Source organism: Actinobacillus porcitonsillarum, from assembly GCF_003101015.1.
Lineage (GTDB): Bacteria > Pseudomonadota > Gammaproteobacteria > Enterobacterales > Pasteurellaceae > Haemophilus_A > Haemophilus_A porcitonsillarum.
On the sequence record NZ_CP029206.1, the window covers coordinates 805,011 to 829,456 of the forward strand.

General features: G+C 39.9%; 17 protein-coding genes. 12 read left to right on the forward strand and 5 right to left on the reverse strand.

Annotation, left to right across the window (positions count from 1 at the left end; genetic code table 11):
* Window positions 1–102: 102 nt before the first annotated feature.
* The 7 genes from fabA (at window position 103) to ptrA (ending at window position 9,139) form a co-directional block, all read left to right on the forward strand.
* On the forward strand, window positions 103–633 hold the full coding sequence (gene fabA, locus DDU33_RS04095) for a bifunctional 3-hydroxydecanoyl-ACP dehydratase/trans-2-decenoyl-ACP isomerase (RefSeq protein WP_108923314.1): 531 nt from the start codon (window positions 103–105) through the stop codon (window positions 631–633).
* Window positions 634–736: 103 nt separating this feature from the next.
* Window positions 737–1,258, forward strand: coding sequence for a pilus assembly FimT family protein (locus DDU33_RS04100; RefSeq protein ID WP_005825177.1), 522 nt, complete (start codon window positions 737–739; stop codon window positions 1,256–1,258).
* A complete protein-coding gene (locus tag DDU33_RS04105; RefSeq protein ID WP_108923317.1) occupies window positions 1,218–1,925 on the forward strand; it encodes a hypothetical protein in 708 nt (235 codons plus the stop codon). Before DDU33_RS04100 ends, DDU33_RS04105 begins: the two co-directional genes overlap by 41 nt.
* The gene (locus tag DDU33_RS04110; protein ID WP_108923319.1) at window positions 1,925–2,575 is read left to right on the forward strand and encodes a DUF2572 family protein; all 651 of its coding nucleotides are present in this window, start codon (window positions 1,925–1,927) and stop codon (window positions 2,573–2,575) included. The genes DDU33_RS04105 and DDU33_RS04110 overlap by 1 nt, the downstream gene beginning before the upstream one ends.
* The gene (locus DDU33_RS04115; RefSeq protein ID WP_108923321.1) at window positions 2,565–2,879 is read left to right on the forward strand and encodes a DUF5374 domain-containing protein; all 315 of its coding nucleotides are present in this window, start codon (window positions 2,565–2,567) and stop codon (window positions 2,877–2,879) included. Before DDU33_RS04110 ends, DDU33_RS04115 begins: the two co-directional genes overlap by 11 nt.
* A 48-nt stretch (window positions 2,880–2,927) precedes the next feature.
* Window positions 2,928–6,185 (forward strand): exodeoxyribonuclease V subunit gamma, encoded by a 3,258-nt coding sequence (recC, locus tag DDU33_RS04120; RefSeq protein WP_108923324.1) that lies wholly within the window; start codon window positions 2,928–2,930, stop codon window positions 6,183–6,185.
* Window positions 6,182–9,139 (forward strand): pitrilysin, encoded by a 2,958-nt coding sequence (gene ptrA / locus DDU33_RS04125; RefSeq protein ID WP_108923326.1) that lies wholly within the window; start codon window positions 6,182–6,184, stop codon window positions 9,137–9,139. The genes recC and ptrA overlap by 4 nt, the downstream gene beginning before the upstream one ends.
* 40 nt (window positions 9,140–9,179) lie before the next feature.
* Here ptrA and putA read toward each other — a convergent pair whose 3' ends face one another.
* The 5 genes from putA to dnaK all read right to left on the reverse strand — a co-directional run bounded on the left by putA (window position 9,180) and on the right by dnaK (window position 19,648).
* Window positions 9,180–12,788: a bifunctional proline dehydrogenase/L-glutamate gamma-semialdehyde dehydrogenase PutA gene (gene putA / locus DDU33_RS04130; protein WP_108923327.1), complete on the reverse strand. Its 3,609-nt coding sequence runs from the start codon at window positions 12,786–12,788 to the stop codon at window positions 9,180–9,182.
* Between the two features lie 225 nt (window positions 12,789–13,013).
* Window positions 13,014–14,522: a sodium/proline symporter PutP gene (gene putP, locus DDU33_RS04135; protein ID WP_108923329.1), complete on the reverse strand. Its 1,509-nt coding sequence runs from the start codon at window positions 14,520–14,522 to the stop codon at window positions 13,014–13,016.
* Window positions 14,523–14,829: 307 nt separating this feature from the next.
* Window positions 14,830–16,059 (reverse strand): serine/threonine transporter, encoded by a 1,230-nt coding sequence (locus tag DDU33_RS04140; protein ID WP_108923331.1) that lies wholly within the window; start codon window positions 16,057–16,059, stop codon window positions 14,830–14,832.
* A 238-nt stretch (window positions 16,060–16,297) separates the two neighbouring features.
* Window positions 16,298–17,446: a molecular chaperone DnaJ gene (dnaJ, locus tag DDU33_RS04145; RefSeq protein ID WP_108923333.1), complete on the reverse strand. Its 1,149-nt coding sequence runs from the start codon at window positions 17,444–17,446 to the stop codon at window positions 16,298–16,300.
* A 300-nt stretch (window positions 17,447–17,746) separates the two neighbouring features.
* The gene (dnaK, locus tag DDU33_RS04150; RefSeq protein WP_005818091.1) at window positions 17,747–19,648 is read right to left on the reverse strand and encodes a molecular chaperone DnaK; all 1,902 of its coding nucleotides are present in this window, start codon (window positions 19,646–19,648) and stop codon (window positions 17,747–17,749) included.
* Between the two features lie 396 nt (window positions 19,649–20,044).
* Here dnaK and DDU33_RS04155 point away from each other — a divergent pair, with 396 nt between their 5' ends.
* From DDU33_RS04155 to DDU33_RS04175, 5 genes are all read left to right on the forward strand, one after another.
* Window positions 20,045–22,069, forward strand: a complete 2,025-nt coding sequence (locus DDU33_RS04155) for a M13 family metallopeptidase (RefSeq protein WP_108923335.1) — start codon at window positions 20,045–20,047, stop codon at window positions 22,067–22,069.
* 110 nt (window positions 22,070–22,179) lie between these two features.
* A complete protein-coding gene (locus DDU33_RS04160) occupies window positions 22,180–22,410 on the forward strand; it encodes a zinc ribbon domain-containing protein (RefSeq protein ID WP_005818265.1) in 231 nt (76 codons plus the stop codon).
* Window positions 22,411–22,647: 237 nt separating this feature from the next.
* Window positions 22,648–23,019, forward strand: coding sequence for a hypothetical protein (locus DDU33_RS04165; protein WP_108923337.1), 372 nt, complete (start codon window positions 22,648–22,650; stop codon window positions 23,017–23,019).
* Complete coding sequence (locus DDU33_RS04170) at window positions 23,001–23,579, forward strand: DNA-3-methyladenine glycosylase I (RefSeq protein WP_108923339.1); 579 nt, start codon at window positions 23,001–23,003, stop codon at window positions 23,577–23,579. Before DDU33_RS04165 ends, DDU33_RS04170 begins: the two co-directional genes overlap by 19 nt.
* Window positions 23,580–23,604: 25 nt before the next feature.
* Window positions 23,605–24,435, forward strand: a complete 831-nt coding sequence (locus tag DDU33_RS04175) for a glycosyltransferase family A protein (protein WP_005818268.1) — start codon at window positions 23,605–23,607, stop codon at window positions 24,433–24,435.
* Window positions 24,436–24,446 lie beyond the last annotated feature (11 nt).

Sequence of the window (24,446 nt, forward strand, 5' to 3'; positions counted from 1 at the left end):
TTGTACGCCAATTTAAAAGCCTGTACTATCTACCTTAATTGATTATATTAAATAAGGTCTGATAGTCAGGCTTTTTCATTTATCTTACAGGATGATAAAAATATGGACACATGTACGCCAAACATTAAATCAAATTATAGCTACGAAGACTTACTTGCTTCAGGGCGAGGTGAGCTTTTTGGGAAAGAAGGCCCACAACTTCCGGCTCCTTCCATGTTGATGATGGATCGTATAACCAGTATGCTAGAAAATGGTGGGGAATTTGATAAAGGTTATATTGAAGCTGAGCTTGATATTCATCCTGATTTACCATTCTTTGGCTGCCACTTTATTGGTGATCCCGTTATGCCAGGCTGTTTAGGTTTAGATGCAATGTGGCAATTAGTGGGCTTTTTCCTCGGTTGGGTCGGAGGTAAAGGCAAAGGGCGTGCATTAGGTGTTGGGGAAGTGAAATTCACAGGACAAATTTTGCCAACTGCAAAAAAAGTGATTTACCGTATCAATATGAAGCGTGTCATTAACCGCAAATTAGTGATGGGTTTAGCAGATGGTCAGGTTGAAGTGGATGGTAAAGTGATTTATACCGCAACAGACCTAAAAGTGGGCTTATTCCAAGATACTTCTGCGTTCTAAGCGATTTATTTTTGCGATCACGCTCGAAAAGTTGAATTTTTCAAATTTACATCCTTTCTAAAAAAGCACATAGTATTTCTCAAAATGATGACAGAGAAATACTATGTTGCGATCTTTTACTCTTATTGAAATTCTGATTACGTTTTCTTTACTCGTTATTTCTCTCTTTTTTATTTCGCCAGTTATTTTTAATTTGAATGATAAATATGCATTACAACAAGAAATTGCGAATATTCAATCTTTTATTTATCAGATTCAAACAAAAGCGCGTTATACCAAAAAAAGTTTTTCTTTAACTATTTCACAAGATAGTCAAGAAAAGCGTTGGTGTATTATTGCAATTCAAAAATCTAGTTCGAAGCAAATTATTTGCGACTGTTTGCACTTAAATAGCTGTGTATTAAATGATGAATATTATCTTTATCAAAATCAGCATCAGAATGTGCTATTAAAGAATAAAAGTTTATATCCTAAATCATTTATTAACATAGATGGTTTAGCAGCAAGATTAGAATCTAAATGTATCAATATCAGTCGAAATAAAGTGAGTCAAATTTTACAGTTTGACCAATGGGGACGAGTTTATGTTATGCCGGAAAATAAACGTAGCACCTGCAAAGATTAAAGGGGGAAGATTCTCTGCATTTAGCTTAATAGAGATATTAATTTCGTTGGTATTAGGGAGCTTATTACTTTTATCGCTCAGTGCCTTATATAGTCAATTCTTAATCTCACAAATTAAGCAAGATGAACGCTTATTGCTACAAAAAGAAGCACACCAGCTGATCAATTACTTCCAACAACATATTCAACATTTGGGTTATCAAGGGCAAGCAAGAGCAGATAGCAATTTTGCTCTTTTTGAACAAAATGGGCAGCGTTATGCTTTAGTAAAACCAAGTTGTTTTGTCTTTTTCTATGATTTAAATAATGATGGTTGTTTGGGAAAACGTGCTACAAAAAATACCGCTTGTACTCAAGGTGAGTTAAATAATACAAAGGAACTTGCAAAAGAAATTTTTGGTTTTAAATTAGAAAATAAAGAGATTTATCTTTATGCCGATAATCAACTTATTAATTGTTCTCGAGAACAATGTAAAAGCCTTTTAAGTAGCTGCGGAAATAGTTGGACAAAATTAACATCCAGTGAGTTATTTCAGGTAACGGATCTCGCTTTTTCGTGGAAAAAGCAAGACCAACTTTTACAAATTGATCTTGCTCTCGACTCTGTGAAATCGCCACAAATCAATTATCGTGTCACTGCTTATACTTATATTTTAAATACCTTATGATGAAATTAAAGATAGAAGCCTCGGCTCTTTTTGTTTCGCTTATTTTAATCAGTAGTTTGTTGGCATTCATTTTTATGACAAAGGAAGTGTGGTTGAATCAAGAAAATGCTGCGCTTTATTATTACAAGCGGTATCTTTCCGACAAATTTTTACTAAAAGAACAGCTTGCTGAAGGTAGTGATTGTGCGGAGTATAAAGCGAATTTTGTTGAAAAAAATCTTGGCTATATAACATATCACTATCAATGTGAAAAACAGAGTTTATTTATTCAGAAACCCACCAAAGAGAAATATATTGCGTTTACCGATATTCAGGATTGGTTGGCGTTAGATAAATTTCAATCGGAGATTTACTATATTCGTTCTTTGAAAGAGCTCCCAGCAAGTAGCGAGCAAGATCCAAAAATTGTGGTCGCCCAAAATCGTATCGATGAAAAAATCGAAGAGAATTTTTATGGGATTATTATTACACAGGACTATTTTGATATTACCGGTACAAAGAAAATCTACGGCACGTTATATTCCGGGTTTGATAATGAAAGAGAAGAGCGGAATCTCACATTTAAACGCAGTGTGATTGATAATTTAGACCAAAAATACTCCATCTGGCGAGAATTGCCTTATACAAGGAATATATTAAATGATCCGTAACAAAATAAAGGCGGAAACCTTTGTTTCCCTTTTGGTGGTATTGGCATTGTTTGCTATGATTTGGTTAAGTTATACCGCTTGGTTACAAACACAATCACAAAAACAGAGCCAGCTATATCAAGAACAGCAAGCCTTACAGATCGTTGAAAACCAGCTTGCATTGCAAATGGTGGGGATGACGTGTGAATCTCAGGTTCAGCAGAACCAGTTGGTATTTCATATTCAATGTTCTTCGAATGTGATAACCGTAAAATATCCACAAGGGCAGGTGACGGTAAAAAAATCGAACAGCAAAACAAATTGAATCTCCCTGTAAATTCAAGCACAATAGCTCATTCAATAAGGGGCTTGTATGTTTACGGTTTATTATTCTAATCAGCTTACGGCATTAGCCGAAATGCTTATTCATCATCAAAAGGTTAATTCGAACGAAGATCCATTCCAATCAGAAACCATTTTGGTGCAAAGTGTCGGCATGGCACAATGGCTACAAATGCAAATTGCGGAAAGCATGGGCGTTGCAGGAAACTATGAATTCCCATTTCCAACCAGTTTTTTATGGCAACAATACCGCCTGCTTTTTCCTCATCTCCCTAAAGAAAATATTTTTGAACGTGGTGTGATGACATGGCGCTTGATGCGGATTATCCCTTCTGTTCTTGAACGTCTGGAATTTCAAGGCTTGCGTGCTTATTTAACGCACGATAAAGAGCAAGACTCACTCAAGCTGTATCAATTAGCCACGAAAATTGCTGATTTATTTGACCAGTATTTAGTTTATCGTCCTCATTGGCTTGTCTATTGGGAAAATGGACAATGGCAAGAGGTTGTTAGAGAAATTCAGAGCCAACCTTTTTCTACAAACCTTCAAACAGGCATACAAGAGAATGTTCATTGGCAAAGCCTCTTATGGAATATGCTCATCGAAGATACCCGAAAAGATTACGATGAGTTGTTATTTACCACTTCTCATCGAGCTTACTTACAACAAAAATTCTTCGACAAGCTCGAAGATTTAACTGAAGAAGAGTACAAAAAATTACCTAAGCGTATTTTTGTTTTTGGTATTTCTTCCCTCCCGACAACACAATTTGCGACACTCTTAAAATTAAGTGAGTATTGTGATGTACATTTATTTTTCTTAAACCCAAGCCAAATGTATTGGGGCGATAGTATTGAAAATGTCGCTTTAGAAAAAATAGCGCTCAAGCAACAATTATCGGAAACAGAAATTCAGCAATTACTTGCTCAACAAGGCAATCAGTTGTTATCAATGTGGGGAAAACAAGGGAGAGACTTTTTTGATCAACTTGCTGAATACTCGCCTGAGCCAATTGAATTGTTCTTTGAAAATGATCAAGAGAGTAATTTATCTCGCTTAAAACAAGCCATTTTAAATAATGATAATCCGAGCTATCTTGAGTTAGAAAACGACAATTCCATTCAAATTCATAATTGCCATAGTGCGATGCGAGAAGTGGAAGTATTACAGAATCAGCTCCTTCACTTATTTGAGCAAAATCCGCACCTTTCTCCAAAAGATATTATTGTGATGGCGGCGGATATTGAACAATATGCACCTTACATCAATGCGGTCTTTTCTCGTTATGGACGGGAAGATGCACGTTATATTCCTTTTACCATCTCGGATCAAAAAATTAGCCAAGTTGATCCTGTGATTTCCAGTTTTCTCGTCATGCTTAAATTAAGGGATAGCACCTTTAGTGCAGAAGCTTTGCTTGATTTATTAGAAGTGGAGGCGATAGGACAACAATTTGGTTTTAACCGTGAAGATTTAACCTGTTTACGCCATTGGATAAAAGAAAGTGGTATCCGCTCAACATTAACCATCGAGCAAGAAAATGGTTGGCAAAACTATAACTCTTGGGAAAATGGATTAGATCGCTTGTTATTAGGTAGCTGCTTAAAAGAAGAAAATGGCATTTGGCAAAACACGATTGCCTTTAACGAAAGTTATGGATTATCCGCAGAACGTGTCGGGAAATTAGCAGAATTTATTGAAAAACTGACCGCTTGGTCGGTGCTGTCTTTAGAATCGCATCCGATTTCTACATGGAAGCAAGCGTTAGAGGATCTCGTTAAGGCAGTTTATCAAGAAAATGATGCGAGCAATGATGCGTTATTCCTAATTCAGCAAGAATTAGAAGCACTTGAAGCATTGGTTTTACAAGCTAAATTTGATGAACCGGTTGCTTTTGAGGTCATTGAGCGAGCTTTACAAGATCGCCTAAATAGCCAGTCTCATGTGATGCATTTTATGACAGGAAAAGTGAATTTCTGTACTCTACTTCCAATGCGTGCGATTCCATTTAAAGTGGTGTGCTTGTTGGGAATGAATGAGGCAGATTTTCCTCGTCAGCCGGTGATCAATAGCTTTGATTTAATGCAATATCACCCACGAAAAGGGGATCGAGCAAGACGTGAAGATGATCGCTACCTCTTTTTAGAAGCGCTACTTTCTGCCGAGGAGGTGTTTTACATCAGCTATGTTGGCAAATCCTTAGTGAAAGATGAAGAGAGAGAACCTTCTGTTCTGGTAAGTCAGTTCGTAGATTATTTAGCGAAGTATTACTCGCTCTCTTTGGAACAAGAGCACCCAATGAATGCGTTTAGTGAGCGTAATTTTAAATCGGGTTATGTTTCTTATCACAAAGAATGGCTCGAATTTGCGCAACAAGCGGTTGAATCTCACGACTTTTTTGCAAAATCTCTCCCGGAAAATAGTGAATTACCAAAGGAAATTGAGCTTGATGAACTTATTGCCTTTATTCAAAGTCCAACAAAACAGTTCTTTACACGCAATTTAGGCATTTATTTCCGAGAAGAAGATGATGAGATTGAAGATACAGAACATTTCTCACTCTCTAAACTTGATGAATATCAGCTAACGGCGCAATTACTCACAACATCCAGTGAAATGACATCGCCCTTTTTTGAAAAGGAAACGTTAAAAGGAAATATCCCCGTTTTGAATTTTGGCAAACTTACTCAAACGGAATTGACGAACCGAATTCAAGATATGCGAGTAGAACTGGCGGAATATTTAAAAGGGGAGAGCGACATTTTGCCGTTTTCACTTCAATGTGCGCAAGTTGAAATCGTTGGCAATTTACCAAATCTTTTTGGACAAGAACTGGTTTTATGGCGAGTCGGAAAATTACGAGATAAAGATACCATCAAATTATGGATTTATTTCTTAATTTTAACTCTGTTAGAAAAAACTTTTGCTTTAAAAATGTATACATTAGAGGGCGATAAACTGACTTGTTTTACCTTTAAGACTATTGAAGTATCACAAGCGAAAGAAATATTAGAAATATATGTTAAAGCATTTCTAAAAAATAAATCAACTTTAACGATAGCCGTTACTCAAGATCTGGAAAATTATTTCAAAAAAATGCCACAAGAAAATATCGAAGAATACTGCTATCAGAGTTTAGTGAAATTATCTGAAGGGTTAAATGATGAAGCGAGTTATTTAAAAAGAATACTAACGCAATCATCTCTGATTGATTATCAAGCTGTTCATCAAAATACTTTAGATTGGTTTGCACTTATGCAAGAAAGTAAGAGGAGAAAAGAGGAATGAAGAAAACTTTAATAAATCGTTCTATTCGCTATGCGATCTATACTTTTTTATTAGCGACACAAATTACCCCAACCACATTAGCAAAAAATATGGAAAATCCGGCCGCTAATATCACGGAAATCGCCGGTTCATCATTAGGCTTTGAGTTGATTAAAACCACAATCAATAAAAGCCCAAATGATAAAGCGTTATACCAAGCGATTACCCTGAAAAACGGTATGACAGTGTTGCTTATTTCAGATGAGAAAGCGAATAAATCCTTAATGTCGGCAGCCATTCCGGTTGGCTCGATGGAAGACCCCATTACCCAGCAAGGGCTTGCTCACTATCTGGAACATATGATTTTAATGGGGTCAAAGCATTATCCTGAAACGAATAGCTTTGATAAATTCTTGAATGAAAATGGCGGCTATAACAATGCTTCAACCGCTCCTTATCGAACGGCTTATTATTTTGAAGTGAATAATAATGCTTTTGACGAAGCGGTTGCCCGCTTTGCAGATACCTTGGCGTTTCCGCTACTTTCTGAAAGCAATGCCAAGAAAGAAGTGAATGCCGTGAATGCAGAAATGGTGCGGGCGAAATCGAATGATAGCTATTTATTGCATAGTGTAAATCTTGCCACTGCAAACCCCGCTCACCCAATGACAAAATTTGCCGTTGGGAATAATGAAACGCTTTCCGATAAACCAAACAGCAAATTACAAGATGAGCTGATTGCCTTTTATCAAAAATATTATTCAGCCAATTTATTTAAAGCGGTACTTTATTCTAATCAATCTATTGAACAATTAGCCAAATTGGCAGAAAAGACTTTAGGAAAAATGGAAAATAAACAGCTCGAAAAACCTAAAGTCAATGTGCCGTTATTTAGAAATGAAGATAAGGGTGTAATCATTCATTATAAACCTCTTCAGCCTGAAAAATTATTATCTATTTCATTTGATATGCCGAATGATGAAGATAAATTTAAACATAAAACAGGCGAATATCTCGCTTATATTTTTAGCAATAATACCGAAGGAACACTTTCTGATTATTTAATCAAACAAGGCTTATCCGATAGTGGTGTTGAGGCACAAAGCGATCCTAATTTTAGCCGTAATCGTGGTGAGTTTACGTTTTATGTCGCACTCACTGAAAAAGGGTTAAAAGAAAAAGATAAAATTATTTCTCTCATTTTTCAGCAAATTGAAAAAGTAAAAAAAGAAGGCATTAAAGAAAATTATTTTAATGAACTAAGAGAGAGTCTAAAACAAGAGTTTACCCATTTACAGGTCGAAAAAGATAGCACTTATATCGAGACGTTGGTAGAAAAAATGCTCTTTTATCCGACCGAACATCTGCTTGATGAAAGTTATCTTGTAGAACAAATGGATACAAAAGCCATTGAAGAGAAGCTATCAGCAATGACACTTGATAACGCACGTATCTTATTGGTTGAAGAAAATGCTAAAACCGATAAATTCTCGCCTTATTATCGAGCAGGTTATGCGATTGAAAAAATTACAGAAGCACAGAAAAAACAGTGGCTGGATTTCAGTCAAAATCCTTCAATTAACTTACCGGCGTTAAACCTTTATTTCGCTACAGATTTTTCGCTGATCAAAAAAGAACAACGAGAAGCGCCTGAATTAGTCGCGCAGGCGCAAGGCGAAAGAATTTATGCGATGGCAAGCCGGTATTTCAGTGAAGATCCGAAAGCACGTATTGCTCTTAATTTTTCTATTATGCCAAGAACCGATGATTTGAAAGAGAGCATTAGCGCTACGATTTTAAGTTATATGAATAATCTGGCGCAAACGCAGTTGAATTTCCAAGCCTCCGTTGCCGGCATTAACACAGAAATTACTACATCGGCAAATGGAATGACGCTACAAACGGAAGGTTATACTCAGCATTTACCTAAATTGATCGTGGATTATTTAACCCGTTTTAGCCAATTTGATTTAAATGAAAAATTCCTTGCGCAGGCTAAGCAACGATTGATTGAAGCGCTTGATGGTAAGAAAACCGCAAACAGCTTAAATCAAGCGAATGAAATCTTTGCGAATTTTGCAAGTTACCCTTATTTTGAGGAAGACAAACAGCGCAAAATGATTGCGGAAATCACGTTAGCGGATATTCAAAAAATCCGTGAAAAACTGCTTTCACAAGCCACTGGGCTAAAAGTGCTATCGGTGGGGAATTTATCGGATCGCCAAGTAGAAAATCTCTCCAAAGAAGTAACGAAAGTGATCCAAAATAAAAATACGGCATTGGCAAAATATCGTTATTTAGACATCAATCAAAGTTCACGCAAGCTCAATGTTGTGAAAAATGTGCCAAATGAAGATAACGCCTTATCTATCGCTTTTATGGCGAAAGATTACGCAGAGATGGACAGCTACGTGCGAGCGCTCTTCTTAAAAGATGTGATTTCTCGCTGGTATTTTGATGATCTTCGCACCAACAAACAGCTCGGTTATGTGGTTTATGCGACCAACGGACGCATTGGCACAACCTCCGGCTTACGCTTTATGGTGCAAAGCCCGAATACTTCGCCTAAAGGGATTATGGAACATAACCAACGCTTTTTTGCAGAAAGTTTAGAAAAACTGACCGCTTTAAGCGAAGCTGAATTTAACCAATTTAAAGAGAGTTTATTGAACAAATTAACCCACAAGCCGGAGTCTCTAAGCCAAGAGTTTAGCCTCTTTACTTACGACTTTTCGTTGTTGAATAACCGATTTGATTACAGACAAAAAACTATTGAAGCAGTTAAACAGCTTACGAAACGAGATATTGTGAAATTCTACCAAGATACGGTCATCGACCAAAAAGGTTTAGTTCTCGTAAGCCAAGCGCTCGGCACGAAAACAAAATCAACGGATGCAGCCGTATTAAGTGGATTTGAAAATATTGAGAATATTGAAAATTTACAAAAAGAATTTCAGTTGAAGTTTTATGAGTAAAATTTGTAGAGTGGGCATTTTTGCCCACCCTATGTTTAATCTAATCCATTTCACTCATCAAGCTAGCATTGCCACCTGCGGCTGCGGTGTTGATGCTGATGGATTTTTCGTGAATGAGTGGGAGTAACGATTGTGCTAAAGCCAGGCTTTCAATATAAGTCAAAATCGCCCCTTTTCGTTCAGCGTAGTGGGCTTTTTGCTCTTGAGAAAGTGGGTCAAGCACAATCAGGACGCTGAGGTTATCCACATCATTAAAATCGGCAACCATCATCAAGACGTTTTTAAATTGTGTGGTGTATTTTGCCAATTCACTCTCACGTTCGACAACCGCTCTGCCTCCGCAAACGGCAATGGCGATAAGCGCTTGTATTTGTTGAGCGAGTGAGCCTTTACCGATTGCAACCAGTGGGCGAGCTTCTAAAACCATATAGTTGCTTTCGCCGGTAATGCCTTCCATTTTAAATACTTTGCCAAGCGGTGATTTTTGTGCAAGTTCGCTGATTGAAGCCAGTGCTTTTTGCTGCTCTTCACCGGAAAGTACCGCTCGCACTGCATTTTCCAACTCTCTTGTGTCAATGGCTTTTCCGCCGGTTAAGCCGTTGAGTGTCCATTCGTTGCGGTTTACTAAACGTTGTAAGTAAAGTGGTCCACCTGCTTTCGGACCTGTGCCTGATAGTCCCATTCCGCCAAATGGCTGTACGCCGACTACCGCCCCTACGGTATTGCGGTTTACATAGAGATTGCCTGCGTGAATGGTTTTAAGCCAGAGATCAACGGTTTCATCAATACGGCTATGTAAACCACTCGTTAAACCGAAGCCGGTTGAGTTGATGTCTGTCATCACTTGCGGCAATTTTTCGGCATCAAAGCGGATAACGTGCAATACCGGTCCAAATACCTCGTGTTTTAATTGGCTAATATGATCGATTTCCAACAAGGTTGGCGGTACGAAAATACCGCTGTTTGCCACTTCTGGAGCAATGGGCACTTGGTAGCACGATTTCGCCACTTTTTTGATCTCTTCAATATGGTTAAGAAGGCGTTGTTGAGCCACTTTATCAATCACCGGACCAACATCGGTATTCAGATTTTGTGGTCTGCCCACTTTTAATTCTGCCATCGCCCCTTTCAACATTTTGAGAATGTGGTCAGCAACATCACGTTGTAAATAAAGCACACGTAATGCAGAGCAACGTTGCCCTGCGGAGTCAAAGGCAGAGTTCAACACATCCGCAACCACTTGTTCGCCGAGGGCAGAACTATCCACAATCATTGCATTTTGACCACCGGTTTCTGCGATAAGCGGTACAATTTGTGGAGATTTTTGCAAATTGCGGTTAATGTTTTTGGCGGTGTCGGTTGAGCCGGTAAAGATCACGCCATTTACTCGAGGATCGGTAACCAATGCCGTTCCCACGACTTTTCCGCTACCTGGTAGGCATTGCAACGCTTGTGGCGGTATGCCGGCTTGGTGGAAGAGCTCAACCGCATAATGCGCCATCAATGATGTTTGTTCCGCCGGTTTCGCTAAGACAACATTGCCGGCAACAAGTGCAGAAGAGACTTCGCCTACAAAAATCGCCAGTGGGAAGTTCCACGGGCTAATGGTGACGACTATACCTCGAGGATTGCGGTAGCCTTGCGGATTTAAGCGAACCTCTCTTGCATAATAACGGCAAAAATCGACCGCTTCACGTACTTCGGCTATCGCATTATTTAAGGTTTTGCCTGCCTCACGCACCGCTAAATCAAAGAGCTGTGGCATATTCGCTTCCATTAAATCTGCCATTTTTTCTAAAGCCGCTGCACGTGTTTCAGGCGCTGTATTTTGCCATTCGTCTTTGAATTGTTCGGCAGCATCAAATGCGGTGGCAACATCACTACCTGTCGCATCAATGACTTCGCCTACAATCTCTAATTGATTTGCCGGATTGTGAATTGAGCGGCGTTCGCCGTTGTAATGGCTTACTCCAACCACTTGCGGTACGGCACGATATTGCTGTGATGCGAAGGCGTTGAGTTGATTTTCTAAATCACGCAGATGAATGGCATCGGTTAAATCGTAGCCTTTGGAATTTGGACGTTGGTCGCCAAATAAGTTAATCGGCATTGGAATTTTAGGATGCATTGTACCTTCAGTTTCTTTGGCTTTATCAACCGGATCTCGGGCTAAATCGTCAATACTAAAGTTTTCATCAACAATTTGATTGACAAAGGAACTGTTTGAACCATTTTCCAATAATCGGCGCACCAAATAGGCAAGTAAGGTTTCATAAGAGCCAACCGGCGCATAAATGCGACATTGTACGTTAAGATTTTTCGGGCCGACAACGTGATCGTAGAGTGTTTCGCCCATACCGTGTAAGCATTGGAATTCAAAGCGTTTACCTTGTGCTAAATGGTAAATAGTCGCTAAAGTTTGTGCGTTGTGGGTCGCAAATTGTGGATAAATCACATCTTGTGCGGCAAGCAGTTTTTTCGCACAAACGATGTAATTTAAATCGGTATGCACTTTACGAGAAAAGACCGGATAGCCTTCAGCACAATCCGCTTGAGAACGTTTTACTTCACTATCCCAATATGCCCCTTTTACTAAGCGGATCATCAGTTTACGATTATTGGCTCTTGCCCGTTCAATGAGGTAATCCACAACATAAGGGCAGCGTTTTTGGTAAGCCTGCACCACAAAACCGATGCCATTAAAACCAGCAAGATCAGGATCGGTCAGCAAGCGATCCATTAAATCGAGAGAGATTTCTAAACGATCTGCTTCTTCCGCATCAATGTTTAAGCCAATGTCATACTGTTTCGCTAATAAGAAAAGCGATTTCAAGCGAGGGTAAAGCTCATCAATCACACGTTTGTGCTGTGCTAGGCTGTAACGAGGATGAATTGCCGAGAGTTTAACTGATACGCCTGAAGAGTTATAAACCCCCATTCCCCGTGATACTTTGCCCACTGCGTGAACTGAAGCCACATAGTCGTCATAATAGCGTTGGGCATCTTCTTGGGTAAAGGCAGACTCGCCTAACATATCGTAAGTATAGCGGAAGCCTTTATTGAAGCGTGTTTCACTATGCTTGAGAGCCGCTTCAATGGTTTCACCGGTTACAAATTGCTTGCCGAGTAAACGCATTGCGACATCCACACCTTTGCGAATAAGAGGTTCTCCGCCTTTCGCAATGATGCGTGAGAGCGCAGAAGAGAGGTCATTTTCCGAATGATGCGCCACTAATTTCCCCGTGATAACCAAGCCCCAAGCGGCGGCATTCACGAAGAGAGAAGGGCTATGTCCTACGTGAGAACGCCAGTCGCCTTTGGCGATTTTATCTCGAATGAGTTTATCAGCGGTGGTTTTATCCGGAATACGTAAGAGTGCTTCTGCCAAACACATAAGGGAAATCCCTTCCGCACTTGAAAGAGAAAACTCGTGCATTAACGCATCGACACCGCTCGCTTTTTGGCGTTCATTTCGGACTTTTTCGACTAATTTTTTCGTTAATTCCTTAATGGAAGCGGCGTGTTCATCAACACGAGCTTGCGCCATAAGCTGTTTGACCAATTGTTCTTCATCAATGCGGTAGTGGCCGCTAATGGTCGGGCGAATACCGGTTGCAGGGAGTAAGTGATATTGAGATGTGGCTGACATAACATTCTCCTGTTTTATACTTTAATTATTTGCAAAAAAGGTGCGAAATTTGCCCGCTTGTTTCTTTTTTGAACTATGTAGGGTGGACGTAAGTCCACGCTTGTATTGATAGGCTATAAACGTGGACTTACGTCCACCCTACAAAAATTACGAAAATTAAAGGTTTGTGTAACTGTTACATAATTCCGAAGGCTTCAAGCGGTTATTTTCTTAACCGCTTTTGCGTTATTTTTGCATTGCCTCATCGTAGGCTTTTTCTGCTTTTTCAAAGGTTTCAATAATGTCTGCTTTAGGTGCAGGTGTTATTGCAGAGACGACAATAATGGCGATAAAGGCTAAGATGAAACCGGGGATCATTTCATAGATACCGCTGTTTGGCACAAGGTCGTTCCAAAAGACCACAACCAAAGCGCCGGTCAGCATTCCAGCCATTGCGCCTTGTGCATTCATTCGTTTCCAAAGGAGCGAGAGGATCACAACCGGTCCAAAGGCACAGCCAAAGCCCGCCCAAGCATAAGAAACCAGCCCTAGCACTTTACTGTTTGGATCTTGTGCTAAAGCAATTGCCAAGATAGAAATCGCAAGCACCATTAAACGACCAAGCCAAACGAGTTCTTTTTGGCTCGCATTCGGGCGAATAAAACCTTTGTAGAAATCTTCGGTAATCGCGCTAGAGCAGATGAGCAATTGGCAACTTAACGTACTCATAACCGCCGCTAAAATGGCAGAAAGTAATACACCGGCAATCCACGGATTAAATAACACGCGCGATAATTCAATGAAAACTTGTTCGCCGTTTTGATTAACAATCGCCGCTTGCTCTGGGGTAGCGAAGAAGTAGGCTTTACCGAAGAAACCAATACTCACTGCGCCGAATAAACAAATAATCATCCACGTCATACTGATACAACGGGCGTGCGGAATGGATTTCACGCTATCTGCCGCCATAAAGCGAGCCAAAATATGTGGTTGTCCAAAGTAGCCTAAGCCCCAAGCCGATAAACTAAGCAAACCGATAAAAGTTGTACCGCTAAATAAATCGGTAAAGTCTTTGCTTGCGGCTTCGCCTGCCGCAACAATGGCATTGTGCGTTGCTTCAAAACCACCTAAATGAATAAGCACAAAAATCGGGGTTAAGAATAGCGCAAAGAACATTAACGTGGCTTGAATGGTATCCGTCCAACTCACGGCAAGGAAGCCGCCAATAAAGGTGTAAGCAATGGTTGCTAAAGCACCAAACCATAATGCCGTGGCGTAAGGTACGCCAAAGAGGTTTTCAAATAATCTCGCACCGGCAACCACACCAGAGGCACAATAAATGGCAAAGAAGAAAAGAATAATGGCGGCAGAAACAATTTTTAGAATTTTCGTTTTATCGCCAAAACGGTGATGGAAATAGTCCGGCAAGGTTAGTGCGTTGGCGTTATATTCGGTATGCACACGTAGCCGCCCTGCAACAAATAGCCAGTTAAGATAAGCACCGATGGTTAAACCAATTGCAATCCAACCTTCAACCAAACCTGCGGCATAGACCGCCCCAGGTAACCCCATCAATAACCAACCGGACATATCAGAAGCACCGGCAGATAAGCCCGTTACAAAACTGCCTAAACTCCGCCCGCCCAAAATATAGTCGGAAAGGTTATTGGTAAAACGATAAGCGATAAAGCCAATCGAGATCATCACGATAATATAAATCAGAAATGTCGTGGTGGTGGGATCTAAACCGAACATAGGCATACTCCTTTAGATAGAAAATAGACAATGCGACTAGGCACAGTAACAAGACAATATGATGAATAATGTTTGATTGGTATGATTTTTGATCGAGTTTAGAATAAAATTTATCTTTAAGTAACAACTTTTTAACAAATTTGTGATCTACTTAACAAATTTTCTCTAAAAAATACTTAAATAGAGGTATTAAATCAGAAAGAAAGCGAGGGGAACGGGCTACAAGCGGTTAGATTTCAAGAAAAAATAACAAAAAAGGAGGAATAAACTTCCTCCTAAGTTGAATTTGTTTTTGTGTAGCTAGACTTTAGAACAAGCCGTAAACAATTGCTGAGATAGCGATTAAGCCCATAATCACAACAAAAATATTGCTAAGTTTGCCTTTGAATTGTTGTAAAGCCGGAACGGTTCTAATAGCGTACATTGGCATAATAAATAAAATCATCGCAATAACCGGACCGCCCAAACTCTCGATAAAACCAAGAATACTTGGGTTTAATGTCGCGACAATCCATAAAATGATAAAGAAGACAACCGCCGTAATTTTTTTGAATTTTGCCGGTTTAATCGGGTCGCTACGCATTTGATTGACGAGCCCCTCCAAACCTTCACGTGCGCCTAAATAGTGTCCGAAGAACGAGCTACCGATCGCTAAGAAAGCCACAAACGGGCCAAAGTAAGAAATAATCGGATTATCAAATTTATTCGCAAGATAAGAAAGAATAGAAATATTTTGCGCTTTAGCTTGTAATAATTCTTCAGGTGTGAGTGTTAATACGCAGCTGAAAACAAAGAACATCACGAAGAGTACCAAAATACCCGCAGTAGAGAATAAAACTTTGCTCGCTTGTTTATCGGTTTCTTGACGATCTTGATAAAACTTTTGTTGTGAGAGGGCAAAAGCAGAAATCGCTGGAGAATGGTTAAACGCAAAGACTAAGACCGGAATTGTTAGCCAAAGTGTTGTAAGGAAATCGCTTGTTTGTGGCACTTGGCTTAATGCTGCACCATTCCATTCCGGGATAAGATAAACAGAAAGACCAAATAGAATCGCAACGAGAGGATAAACGAGATAGGTCGTAATTTTAAGCATCACTTCTTCATTGAGTAGCATAATGCCGATCATAATCGCAATGAGAACAAAAGAAAGTACAATGCGAGGTGGTGCAGCAATATGGAGCTGGTTTTCAAGGAAAGAGGCAACGGTATTGGTAATCCCTACGCCGTAAATCAGAAGAATAGGGAAAATGGCTAAGAAGTAGAGTAGGGTGATGAGTTTTCCAGCCGTTTCGCCGAAATGTTCACGCACAACGCTAGTAATATCACTTCCTGGTGTTTTAGAAGAAAGCACAAAACGAGCAAGCCCACGATGGGCTAAATAAGTCATCGGACCGACTAACAATGTCATCACAACAAGGGGAAGGAATCCGCCCATACCTGCATTGATAGGTAAGAAAAGCACGCCGGCACCCACTGCCGTCCCAAATAAACTGAGCACCCAAGTGAGGGCGAAGCGTTTAGATGAATAATGATTCATTTTGATCTCCATAGATAAAATTATTATTGTCAATGATTCGGAGATTTAGAAATAACAATGTAAACAAATGTTAAATCGCCAAATCGGCAGACATCATATTGTTTTTTCTAATAAACACAATATAAAATCATGGAAAAGTATGATCTAGATAAAATTTATTTCTGTTTGGATAAAAAGTAACAAGCCCTAACCTCAAGAGGCTAGGGCAAGGGAGATGAAAATGCATAAAAATGCAGATTTATTTACCTAAATTGCTAAAGAATTTTTTCACGCTATCTAAAAAGCCTTCTTGCTGTGGGCGATGGTGGCTTTTACCTTCCAAGCTCTCTTCAAGTTGGCGAAGTAGCGCTTTTTGTTCTTCATTGAGTGAAACTGGTGTTTCAACTACAACACGGCAGATTAAGTCGCCAGCATAACCGCCTCTCGCACTGACTACACCTTTACCACGCACTCGGAAAAGTTTACCGGTTTGTGTTTCAGCTGGGATTTTCAGTTTGAGTTTACCGTCTAAAGTCGGCACTTCAATTTCGCCGCCGAGCGCAGCCATCGTAAAGCTAATTGGCACTTCGCAATAAAGATTTGAGCCATCACGCTCAAAAATCTCGTGTTCACGTACGTGAATAACCACATATAAATCGCCTGCCGGAGCACCATTTTCGCCTGCAGCACCTTCGCCGGATAAACGTAACTGGTTACCGGTATCCACGCCAGCCGGAATGGTAACAGAAAGGTTTTTCGTTTTATGAACACGCCCATCGCCGTGGCAAGTATGGCAAGGTTTTTCAATTTTCTTACCCGTGCCGTGGCAGTGTGGACAGGTTGCTTCAGTCATAAAGAAACCTTGCTGGCGGCGAATACGTCCTGAACCGTGGCAGTGAGGACAGGTTTCTACCTTGCTGCCTTTTTCTGCGCCCGAACCGTGGCAGGTATCACATTCTGCTAGTGTTTGAATGCGAATATCTTTTTTCACGCCTTTAACGGCTTCTTCAAGGGTAATTTCAATGTCGTAACGTAAGTCATCGCCACGTACCACACGCTGACGGCGACCGCTGCCACCACCAAAACCACCGCCGAACATCTCGCTAAAAATATCTTCGAAGCCACCGAAACCGCCACCGCCAAATCCGCCGAAGCCACCACCGGCACTACCAAATCCGCCTTGTTCAAAGGCTTGATGACCGTATTGGTCGTACATCGCACGTTTTTCGCTATCGCCTAGCACTTCATAGGCTTCTTGAATTTCTTTGAATTTTTCTTCTGCTTCTTTGCTGCCTTGGTTTTTATCAGGGTGATGCTTGGAGGCTAAACGTTTATAAGCACGTTTAATATCCTGCTCACTCGCCCCTTTTTTCAAGCCAAGGACTTCGTAGTAGTCTTTTTTACTCATAATGTTTTTGTAAATTTTTAAGAAAATTTGACCGCTTGTATATAACCCTCGCCTCTTGTGGGAGATGGATAATTTCAATGCGTTTAGCATTGAAATTCGGGAGAGGGGTAAGCGGTTATATTTAACCGCTTTTTTACAAAACAAATATTGTAGCCCCTCTCTCTGAAAAAATTGCGTTAGGCAATTTTTTCTGTCTCTCTCCCCTTGTGGGAGAGAGTGAGTTTTTCGCAGTAAATATCATATACACCAAAAGGGCGTGTTTCCACGCCCTTTGTTTACGCTTTGAGAGCGTGAAAGATTTTATTTATTATCCTTCACTTCTTCAAACTCAGCATCCACTACGCCGTCATCTTTGGCAGAAGATTGTGCTTGACCTTCAGCGTTTTGTGCTTTGGCTTGCGCTGCTTGCATTAAAGGTTCAGATGCTTTGATTACAGCTTCGATTTTTGCTTCGATCTCTGCTTTATCTTCACCTTTTGCTGCAGTTTCTAATTCAGCGACTGCCGCTTCAATTTTCGCTTTGTCGTCTGCACTTAATGCATCGCCTGCTTCGGTAATTTGTTTGCGGGTTGCGTGTGCAATGCCATCAGCTTGGTTGCGAGCTTGAACTAACTCTTCAAATTTACGGTCTGCATCTGCGTTTGCTTCTGCATCACGTACCATTTGTTGGATTTCTTCTTCGCTTAAACCTGAAGAAGCTTGGATTTTGATTTGTTGCTCTTTGCCGGTATTTTTATCTTTCGCAGATACGTTGATAACACCGTTCGCATCAATATCAAAAGTAACCTCAATTTGTGGCATACCACGTGGTGCCGGGTTAATACCTTCTAGGTTGAATTGACCTAAAGATTTGTTATCCGCTGCACGTTTACGTTCACCTTGTAATACGTGGATGGTTACTGCAGATTGGTTGTCTTCTGCTGTTGAGAACACTTGCGATTTTTTCGTTGGGATCGTTGTGTTTTTCTCAATTAAGGTTGTCATCACGCCGCCCATTGTTTCGATACCGAGTGATAATGGGGTTACGTCTAATAAAAGAACGTCTTTTACATCGCCTTTTAATACACCACCTTGAACAGCCGCACCAATCGCAACCGCTTCATCCGGGTTCACATCTTTACGTGCTTCTTTACCGAAGAAGTCAGCTACTTTTTTCTGTACTAATGGCATACGTGTTTGACCACCAACAAGAATGATGTCGTTGATGTCATTTACACTTTTACCTGCTTCTTTTAATACTTCTCTTAATGAGTCGATTGAGCTATTTACTAGATCTTCTACTAGCGCTTCTAATTTCGCACGTGTTACGTTGATCGCTAAGTGTTTAGGACCTGTCGCATCTGCAGTAATGTATGGAAGATTTACTTCCGTAGATTGTGCTGATGAAAGTTCGATTTTCGCTTTTTCAGCTGCTTCTTTCACACGTTGTAACGCCATTGGGTCGTTACGTAAATCTACGCCTTGCTCTTTTTTGAACTCATCAATGATGTAGTCGATCACACGGTTATCGAAGTCTTCACCACCTAAGTGAGTGTTACCACCGGTTGCTAATACTTCAAAGGTTTGTTCGCCGTCAAAGTTGTCGATTTCGATGATAGAAATATCGAATGTACCACCACCTAAGTCGTAAACTGCGATGACTTGGTTTTCTTTGCTAGAACCTAAACCGAAAGCAAGTGCTGCGGCAGTTGGTTCGTTAATGATACGTTTAACATCTAAACCTGCGATACGACCCGCATCGATTGTTGCTTGACGCTGTGCATCGTTAAAGTATGCCGGTACAGTAATAACCGCTTCAGTTACCGGCTCGCCTAAGAAATCTTCTGCTGTTTTCTTCATTTTTTTCAATACTTCAGCAGAGATTTGCGGTGGCGCTAATTTATCGCCTTTTACATTTACCCACGCATCGCCGTTATCTGCTTTCGTGATTTCGAAAGGCATAATTTTAATATCACGTTGAACTTCTTCGCTGTCAAAACGGCGACCGATTAAACGTTTGATTGCAAATAATGTATTTTTCGGGTTTGTGATCGCCTGACGTTTTGCCGGCTGACCTACTAATGTTTCGTTATCTGTATATGCAATGATTGACGGGGTTGTACGTGCGCCTTCTGCGTTTTCAATAACACGAGCAGAATCGCCGTCCATTACCGCTACACAAGAGTTTGTTGTACCTAAGTCAATACCAATAATTTTACCCATAATTTTGATTCCTCTTTAAAATTTGTTTATTACGTTTTGTAACGTTACCGACAAGATGGCGACTATTCGCTAATTTTCAAGTCTCATTTTGAAATTTTCTTGTCGATTTTTGTTCTAACGAAATGGAAGAACTTACATTCTTCATTCAGACGAAGCCATAAATAGGGGCAAAAATAGCGGCTTCAAGGGCAAACATAAAATTTTTTGCAAATTTTTGTTAAAATCTGACCGCTTGGTTTTTTAAATGTGAAAACATAACGTTTTTAACTCTCTCCCCTTGTGGGAGAGAGACAGCCGAAGGAGGCGTTTAGCCTACGTAGGCAGAGAGAGGGGGAATGTAACAACCTTTCTTTCATAAGACGTGAGGTTTTACATAATCAAAAAAGAGAAAAAATAATGAAAAAAACATATTTAGCGGGCGTATTTGCCCTTTTATTAAGTGTGAATAGCGTTGCACAAACCTACCAAAGTACTTTAACGCAAGGTGTTGATAAACAAGTTGCGCCGCAACAAGATTTTTACCGCTACGTTAATGGCAAATGGCTTGAAACAGCTGTAATCCCACAAGATCGCACCTCTTGGGGAACGCTAGCGGAACTGAATGAATTAAACGAAAAACGTTCGCTTGAATTATTACAAGCGGTCATTTCTGATCCGAAATTTGCCAATGATGGGCGAGCTCAACGTTTAAAAGCCGTTTATGAAACCTATACGGATTTAAATGCACGAGAAAAAGCAGGCTTATCGCCTATTCAGCAAGATTTAAGCCGTATCGCTCAAATCCAAAACGTGGCGGATCTCAACCAATATATTATCAATGAAGCGAAGCAAGGCAGCACGATGTTGTTTGGTTGGGCGGTCTTTGCTCACCTGAAAAACTCTCGCCAGAATGCGGTTTATTTAGCCAATGAAGATTTAGGGCTAAGTAACGACTATTTCCAAAAAGATACACCGGAAAACCGTAAAACCCTCGCAATGTATCAAGATTACATCACGCAAGTGCTAAAAATAGCGAAATTAGATAAGCCGGAAGCACGAGCCAAAGCGATTGTAGAATATGAAAAAGCGGTAGCGAAAACGCTCTTTACCAACGAAGAAGAGCGAGATATGCAAAAACGCTATAACCCTGTTTCGCTCACAGAACTGGCGAAATTAAGCAAAAATCTCAACCTTGCCGATTATTTAAAAGCGGTGGGAGTAACGACCGATGAAGTCATTTTATGGGAGCCTCGTTATTTCCAAGCCTTAGATAGCTTGATTGAAGAAAAACAGATTGGAGTGATTAAGGATTACCTGACTTTCCGATTACTTTCTGATGCGGCACCTTACTTGAATAAGCAAATGGACGAGCTACGTTTTGCATTTTACGGCACTAAATTAACCGGACAAAAACAACAACGTGCTTTAGAAAAACGTGCATTATCTACAGTAAATAGCTGGATTGGACAAGATTTTGCCCAGTTCTATGTGGAAAAATTCTTCCCACAATCGGCGAAAGAAAATCTTTTAACGATGGCGAAATATCTTGTGAAAGCCTATCATCAACGTATCGACAAATTAGATTGGATGTCGGCACAAACGAAGCAAAAGGCTAAAGCGAAGTTAGATAAATTTATTGTTGAGGTCGGTTATCCAAATAAATGGCGTGATTATTCAGCGATGAAGGTTAAAAATGTGGCGGAAGGCGGTACGCTTTATGCCAATATGCGAGAAGTGTCGAAATGGCAATATCACTACAATTTAAATAAAGTAGGCAAACCGGTGGATTTAAATGAGTGGGGAATGTTGCCACAGGTGGTAAATGCTTCTTATAGCCCATTGATGAACCGTATTGTTTTCCCGGCAGGCATTTTGCAAGCACCGCTTTATGATATTCACGCTGATCCAGCCGTCAATTTTGGCGCAATCGGTGCAATTATTGGGCATGAAATTACGCACGGTTTTGATGATAGCGGTTCAAAATTTGATGGCGAAGGTAACTTAACCGATTGGTGGACTGCCGATGACCGTAAAAAATTTGAAGCATTAGCGGATAAGTTGGTGGCTCAATTTAATCAGTTTGAAGTCGCCCCAAAAGTTCACGTAAATGGTCGCTTTACCTTAGGCGAAAATATTGCGGATTTAGGTGGTTTAAGTATTGCCTACGATGCGTTAAAACTTTATGAGCAAGACCATGGGCAAAGCCCAACTTTAGAAGATTTAACCTCGGATCAACGTTTCTTTATGAGCTGGACACGTTCTTGGCGTTATAAAGCGACCGTTGAAGCCTTAACGCACCAAGTTAAAAGCGATCCACACGCACCAGGGCAATTCCGTGCCTTTGCGCCTGTTTTGAATATTCAAGGCTTCCACCGTGCATTTAACACCAAGCAGGGGGATAAAATGTACCGAAGTGCAGCGGAGCAGATTAAAATTTGGTAATTTGCAAAAATAAAGCGAAATTTAACCGCTTACATTATATTTACTCTCTCCCACAAGGGGCGAGGGTTGGTGAATGGAAATCATTGAATAAGGTTGAGAAGGAGTGTTTCATGGCACTACACCGTTGCCCAGAATGTCGTAAAAAAATCAGCGAGAGCGCAGAAATTTGTCCTCATTGCGGTTTTTCATTTAAAGCGGCAGATTTAGAGGCTTATAAACAAAAACTTGAAGCACGTCGTTTACATAATCAAGAGCTTAACCGCCAAAGCAGTAAAATCCAGCTAGTCTGGTTGTTGATTTTTATTGTGGTATTGGCAGTTGCGGCTTGGTTTAATCAATAGTTAAGGCTTATTGATGTTTTGTGCTTATAAAATATGCTATTTTATACCTAGCACGCAAAATGCGTACTAGGTTACGCATAGTTGAGTGGCTTTGCCACTCTAATTCTCCGTTTCGTAGGGTGGGCATCCTTGCCCACCGTTTGATTACCCGATCGTTGTTTTGGTGGGCTGGGATGCCCACTCTACGCATCTTAAAAATTAGCTTTTGTGCAAATACTAAATAATACTGGGGAAAAAATGAAAAAGAAATTACCGGTTTTACTCCTTTCAGCATCATTGATGGCGGCGTGTTCCGCTCAAACAGATTTACCGATGATTGGGGGAGAAAAAGATGCTCACGGTTGTTTAAGTTCAACAGGAGCCAGCTATTCCGTTTTAAAACAATCTTGCGTGCAGTGGTTTAATGTGGCGGATATAAAATTGACTGATCCAAACAATGAAACCTTAGCGGTTTATGTGATTTTGTCGGAAGATAAAATGTTGGCAGAAGTGAATGCCGCAGATTTACCGGAAAACACGATACTACAAGCAGTAAAAGGCGGTTATGTTTCTAAAGATAAAAAAGTCCGTTTGAAGAAAGTAGGTCATGAATGGAAAATTTACAAATAACACGTTGCAGCTGGGCAAACGGGAGTGAAATTTATCAACGCTATCACGATCAAGAATGGGGTAAACCTGAATATAGCAGCCTAAAGCTATTTGAAAAAATTTGTCTGGAAGGTCAGCAAGCCGGGCTTTCTTGGATTACGGTGCTAAAGAAACGGGAAGCCTATCGTGAGGCCTTTTTCCAATTTGACCCAGAAAAAATTGCACAAATGCAAGAAGCAGACATCGATCGCTTAATGCAAAATGTAGGGCTTATTCGCCATCGTAAAAAGTTGGAAGCCATTGTGAAGAATGCGAAGGCTTATCTCCAAATGCAACAAAATGGCGAAGATTTTAGTCAGTTTATTTGGGAATTTGTCGGTGGAAAACCGCAAATTAATGATGTGCCAAATTTAGCGACTGTTCCTGCTAAAACAGCGATTTCTACGGCAATGTCGAAGGCATTGAAAAAGAAAGGATTTGTCTTTGTGGGTGAGACAACCTGCTATGCGTTTATGCAATCAATGGGATTGATTGATGATCATTTAAATGATTGTTTTTGTAAAGTTAGGTCGTGTTCATAATTTTTGATAAGGAGGTTTATAAAAAATGGAAAATATGTCGGTAGCTGTTGTGACTTCAACGATAGGGCGCCCAGAGTTGATCCGGGCTATACGAAGTGTGCAGGAACAAACTTACCCTTGTGTACATTATATCTTTGTTGATGGCAAACAATTTGAAGAACAAGCTAAAGCGATTTTGAAGGATTATCCTAATGTGATAGTAACTTATTTACCAATGAATACAGGAGCGGGTGGTTGGACAAATAGTAGTATTAATGCAATAGCCCCTTTTCTAGTTAAAGAAGATATTATTTGTTATTTAGATGATGATAATTGGTATGAGCCTTATCATATCGAACGCTGTATTGCGACTTTTAAAGCTAATGAGAATGCTGATTTGGTGTATTCTTTAAGAAATTTTTATACCTTAGATGACACGTTTCTTTGTAAAGATTTTACAGAATCTATAGGTTTTTATGAAAATAAAATTTCTTATCCTCAAACGATATATTTTGATTTTAATAATCAAGTTTACAATTTAACCCATACCTTAAATCGTATTTTAATCGATACTAATTGCTATGCGATGAGAAAAAGTATTGCTATACAATTATCTCAATTTTGGGCAAGCAATAAGCAGAACGATTATGCTATTTTTAAGAAAATCAAGGAGTTGGAGTTAAATTGTGTTTGTACTAATACATTTTCAATTAACTATGTTTTTGATGCAATAAAGCAGATTGGGCCGTCAATATCTATTTTTAGTGAGTTAGGACTTTCTAGAAATGAAATTATTGATTTAATAAATGCTATTAGAAAAAAGGAAAATGAAATAAATTTAGATTTACATGGAGGAGTATATCCTTGGCAAAAATAAGTGGGCTATGC